The sequence below is a fragment of the Stenotrophomonas sp. 2YAF22 genome (genome assembly GCF_052114665.1).
GTDB lineage: Bacteria > Pseudomonadota > Gammaproteobacteria > Xanthomonadales > Xanthomonadaceae > Stenotrophomonas > Stenotrophomonas indicatrix.
In genome coordinates this window covers 1-3,857 of record NZ_JBFRFE010000420.1, presented here as the reverse complement: position 1 = coordinate 3,857, position 3,857 = coordinate 1, and the positions used below count along the sequence as shown (strand labels likewise).

The 3,857-nt window shown below is 66.3% G+C and carries 4 protein-coding genes; all 4 read left to right on the top strand.

Annotated elements, in window-relative coordinates; translation table 11 throughout:
• On the top strand, positions 1-823 hold an 823-nt coding region (locus AB4Y84_RS15680; protein WP_442250402.1), incomplete at its 5' end, for a helix-turn-helix transcriptional regulator.
• Between the two features lie 46 nt (positions 824-869).
• Positions 870-1,808, top strand: coding sequence for a lytic transglycosylase domain-containing protein (locus tag AB4Y84_RS15675; RefSeq protein ID WP_442243720.1), 939 nt, complete (start codon positions 870-872; stop codon positions 1,806-1,808).
• A 230-nt stretch (positions 1,809-2,038) separates the two neighbouring features.
• Entirely contained in the window at positions 2,039-2,659 is a 621-nt protein-coding gene (gene petA, locus AB4Y84_RS15670; RefSeq protein ID WP_025875286.1) for a ubiquinol-cytochrome c reductase iron-sulfur subunit, read from the top strand.
• Positions 2,659-3,857: cytochrome b (locus tag AB4Y84_RS15665; RefSeq protein ID WP_442250401.1), on the top strand; the 1,199-nt coding region annotated here is incomplete at its 3' end. The genes petA and AB4Y84_RS15665, both read left to right, overlap by 1 nt.

Genomic DNA, 3,857 nt, shown 5'->3' with positions numbered 1-3,857 from the left:
CCCGGTGCAGGCCTCGGCAGGCGTAGGCGGGGGCTATCGGCTGGGTGCGGGTGCGCCGGTGCTGCCGATGCTGCTGGATGAGGAGGAGGCCACCACACTGGCGATTGCCCTGCGCGCGGCGTCGGCCACGGTCTCCGGCATCGACGACACGGCACGGGGCCTGCTGTCCAAGCTCGACCCGCTGGTGCCGGCGCGTCGCCGCCAGCAGGCCGGCGAAGTGCATGCCGCCACTGCGACCCTGTCTGACCTGCCGTCCACCGACGCGCGCCTGCTCGGGCAGCTGGCCCAGCATTGCCGGCAGGCCGCGCGGCTGGCCTTCGAATACCGCAGCGCGCAGGACGCGGTGACGCAACGGGAAGTCGAGGCCCAGCACCTGGTCAACTACGGACGGCGCTGGTATCTGCTGGCCTGGGACCTGGGGCGGCAGGATTGGCGCACGCTGCGCGTGGACCGGATGGGCGCAGTGCGTCCGCTGCCAGAGCCCGGCCTGCATCGGCGCACTCCGGCGCCGCCGGATGTGATGGTGCGTCAGGCGGTCAGCCAGGCGCCGTTCGCGCTGCAGGCCGTCCTGCGCCTGGCCGGCAGCGAAGCGGAGCTGACCGGGCGCATTCCACCCTGGTGCGGCGTGCTGGAGGCCGACGGACCAGCGCATTGCCTGTTGCGGATGGGCGCGGAAAGCCGCGGCATGATGCTGGCCCAGATCCTCAGCCTGGATCGCCTGCCGGTGGCGGTGTGGACCATGCCGGCCGAGCTGCGCGAGGAGCTGGCCCAGCGCCTGACCGGGCTCGGCCAGGTCCTGGCCGTGCCCGCCGTCACGGTCTGAGCCGGCGCCCTTGGCAAGCTGCAGCGAAGCTGGGACACTCGCGGCCATGAAGGGGAGACTGGGGATAACGGCGATCATCATCGCTGCGCTGACCGCTGCGCCGGCCAGCGCCGGTACCCTGTACAAGTGCCTCGGCGCCGACGGTGTCACCAGCTATGTCAGCAAGCGGGTGGCCGGTGCCCAATGCAGCACCATCAGCTACACCCGCAGCGCGGGCAGGGCGGTGCGCGCTGCGGTCGCCACGCCGGTGCCAACCCCGCTACCAGCACCTGCGGCACCTGCTGCAGTGGTGGCCAACGCCGAGCGTAATCCGGTCGCGGTCGCCGCCGCTGCGGCCAGTCCTGCTGTCGCAGCGACCCCGGCACCCGCAGCGGCCGCTACGCCGGCCAGTCCGCGCGGCGGCAGGATGGTCAGCGGACAGGTCTATTCGTACATGCAGGACGGGGTGCGCCACTACACCAGCGCACGCCCGACCCAGGTCGCCAACCTCGGCCCGGTGCGGACGATCCGCTACAGCTTCATGGAGCGCTGCTACGCCTGCGGGGTCAATCCGCGCGTCGATTTCGGCAGCGTGCGCCTGAACACCACGGCCTTCCAGAGCGAGATCACCTCGGCCGCACGCGAATTCGGGGTGGAAGAGGCCGTGGTACGCGCGATCATCCATGCCGAGTCGGCCTACAACCCGACCGCACTCAGCCGTGCCGGCGCCCAGGGCCTGATGCAGCTGATGCCGCCCACCGCCGCGCGCTTCGGCGTCAGCGATTCCTACGACGCGGGGCAGAACATCCGTGGCGGTGTGCAGTATCTGGCGTGGCTGTTGAAGCGTTTCAATGGAGACCTGACCCTGGCCGCTGCCGGCTACAACGCGGGCGAGGGCGCGGTCGATCGCCATCGCGGCGTGCCTCCCTACAGCGAGACCCAGTATTACGTGCGCCGGGTCGGCCAGCTGGCCGAGCGCTATCGCACGGTGCTGAGCAAGCAGTAGGTGCCGATCGTTGGTCGGCCCACCGTTAACAGGTAGGTGTCGACTGTCAGTCGCACACCTTTGAACAGGTAGTGCCGGCCGCTGGCCGGCAACCCCGCAAACTATGTTGTTGCAATGCGTTGTGTGGCGCGCAACGGTTCCGCTACACTCGACCGAGATTCAATGCGGCTCTGGCCCCCACCGGAACCGCTGGCAGCCTTAAAGCTACCTAATCAATATCGGAGTGCCGGATGGCCAACGATGGGGTACACGATCCAGTCAACACCGGACGTCGGCGTTTTCTTACTGCCACCACAGCCGTGGTGGGCGCCGTCGGCGTCGGATTCACCGCAGTTCCCTTCATCAAATCCTGGAACCCCAGTGCCCGCGCCAAGCTTGCCGGCGCACCGGTGGTGGCCGACATCAGCGCCCTGCAGGAAGGCCAACGCCTGATCGTGGAATGGCGTGGCCAGCCGATCTGGATCGTCAAACGGTCCAAGGCGATCCTTGACGCGCTGCATGGGCTGGATGGCCGCTTGAAGGACCCCGAGTCCGGCGAGAAGGACCAGCAGCCGGAGTACGTGCTCAAGCAGAACCCGGAGCTGCGCTCGATCAAGCCCGAGATCTCGGTGCTGGTCGGTCTCTGCACGCACCTGGGCTGTTCGCCGGAAATGGTCGGTGAAATCCGCCCCGAGCCCTACGACCCCCAATGGAAGGGGGGCTATTTCTGCCCCTGCCACAAGTCGCGCTTCGACATGTCCGGCCGCGTCTTCAAGGACGTGCCCGCACCCATCAACCTGAAGGTGCCCGCGCACCACTACCAGGACGACAACACCATCATCATCGGTGTCGATCCGCAGGGGGCTGCCTGATGTCCAACATCCTCAGCCGTACCGCCACCGGCGTGGCCGACTGGGTCAATGCCCGCGCGCCGGGGTTGATGCCGATCTATCGCAAGCACGTCAGTGAGTACTACGCGCCGAAGAACTTCAACATCTGGTACTACTTCGGCTCGCTGGCGCTGCTGGTGCTGGTCAACCAGATCGTCACCGGCATCTTCCTGACCATGCACTACAAGACGAATGCCGCCGAAGCATTCGCCTCCATCGAATACATCATGCGTGACGTGGAGTGGGGCTGGCTGATCCGCTACATGCACTCCACCGGTGCCTCGCTGTTCTTCATCGTGGTCTACCTGCACATGTTCCGCGGGCTGCTGTATGGCAGCTACCAGAAGCCACGCGAACTGGTGTGGATCCTGGGCATGCTGATCTACCTGGTGTTGATGGCCGAAGCCTTCATGGGCTACGTGCTGCCGTGGGGCCAGATGTCGTTCTGGGGCGCCAAGGTGATCATCTCGCTGTTCGGCGCCATTCCGGTGATCGGCAACGGCCTGACCGAATGGATCATGGGCGATTACCTGCCCAGCGACGCCACGCTCAACCGCTTCTTCGCACTGCACGTGATCGCGCTGCCGCTGGTCCTGCTGCTGCTGGTGGTGCTGCACCTGGGCGCGCTGCATGAAGTGGGATCGAACAATCCTGATGGCGTGGAGATCAAGAAGGGGCCGAAGGGCAACCGCTGGTCACCGAACGCGCCGACCGACGGCATTCCGTTCCATCCCTACTACACGCTCAAGGACGGCGTCGGCGCGGGCTTCCTGCTGATCATCGCGGCCTTCATCATCTTCTTCGCACCGGCCTTCGGTGGCCTGTTCCTGGAACACGACAACTTCACCGAAGCCAATCGCCTGGTCACCCCCGAGCACATCAAGCCGGTCTGGTACTACACGCCGTACTACGCGATGTTGCGGGTGGTGCCGAACAAGCTGGGTGGCGTGATCGTGATGTTCTCGGCCATCGCCATCCTGTTCCTGGTGCCCTGGCTGGACCGGGCCAAGGTCAAGTCCTACCGCTACCGCGGCTGGCTGTCGCGCGGCCTGCTGGGCATGTTCGTGGTGTGCTTTGCGTGGCTGATGGTGATCGGTTCCGGTCCTGGTACCGATGCGCACGAGACCTATGTCGGGCGGGTGCTGACCTTCCTGTACTTCGCCTTCTTCATCACCATGCC

What these genes read in the sequence shown, in the direction of transcription:
- AB4Y84_RS15675 (WP_442243720.1), top strand. Translation starts at nt 870, where the DNA reads ATGAAGGGGAGACTGGGGATAACGGCGATCATCATCGCTGCGCTGACC.
- petA (WP_025875286.1), top strand. Translation starts at nt 2,039, where the DNA reads ATGGCCAACGATGGGGTACACGATCCAGTCAACACCGGACGTCGGCGT.